Genomic DNA, 1,002 nt, shown 5'->3' on the forward strand with positions numbered 1-1,002 from the left:
CTTATTCGCACCTTCCCTAAAGATAAGCAAAACTGGCCGTTAACAACTCATCTGAAAAATCATCGCCAATATTGGATTGAAAATCGTAAAGACGTTGAAAGTGCTTAACGTTACTACTGTCTGCATCTCGCTCACAGCGGAACTTTATCTCTTAAGTCGGTCCGTTTTGAGCCAGAAGCGGACGTGGGAATTTTTGCCGACTTGTAAGTTGGACTGACCCCGCCCCGGTAGACGATCCTGCCCTATAGTTGGACTGACCCCGCCCCGGTAGACGATCCTGCCCTATAGTTTGAGCATAGGAGGAGCGTATGGGCACACCACGATTTACACCTGAATTTAAGGAAGAAGCCGTCCGTCAGATAACAGAACGCGGTTATTCCGTTGCCGAAGTATCCGACCGTCTGGGCGTTTCTGCACACAGCCTCTACAAGTGGCTACGGGCTATCAAACCTGATAACAGCGAACAGCATGCCCGGGATTTACTGGAAGCCAAAAGCGAGATCCTGAAACTCCGGGCGCAGCTAAAACGCACCGAAGAAGAACGGGATATCCTGAAAAAGGCCGCGCGGTACTTTGCAAGGGAGCCCGACTGAAGTACCGCTTTATCAATGAACACCGCACTGTATGGGGTGTGATGGCGATGTGTCGGGTACTGAATGTCGCCCGGGCCGGGTTCTATGCGTGGCTGCACAACCCGGTCTCGGCGCGTGATAAAGATAACCAGCGTCTGCTGATGCTTATCCGCGACTCATATTCACTGAGCGGAGGCGTATACGGTTACCGGCGGGTTCATGGCGACCTGAACGAAATCGGGGAAACCTGCGGCAAAAACCGGGTGGGTCGTATTATGCAACAAAACCGGATCAAAGCCGTACGCGGCTATAAAGCGCCGCGTCGTATCGCCGGCCGGCCTTCAGTGGTTGCCCCTAATCGCGTGCAACGGCAGTTTACTGTTGTCCGGGCCAATCAGGTCTGGGTCACAGATATTACTTATAGTGTGCC

General features: G+C 52.8%; 1 pseudogene. It reads left to right on the forward strand.

Annotation, left to right across the window (positions count from 1 at the left end):
• Positions 1-308: 308 nt before the first annotated feature.
• Positions 309-1,002 (forward strand): annotated as a pseudogene (locus tag IPZ49_RS22720) (IS3 family transposase); the annotation flags it as partial.

This window comes from Enterobacter cloacae complex sp. S2, from assembly GCF_015159675.1.
Taxonomy (GTDB): domain Bacteria; phylum Pseudomonadota; class Gammaproteobacteria; order Enterobacterales; family Enterobacteriaceae; genus Enterobacter; species Enterobacter intestinihominis.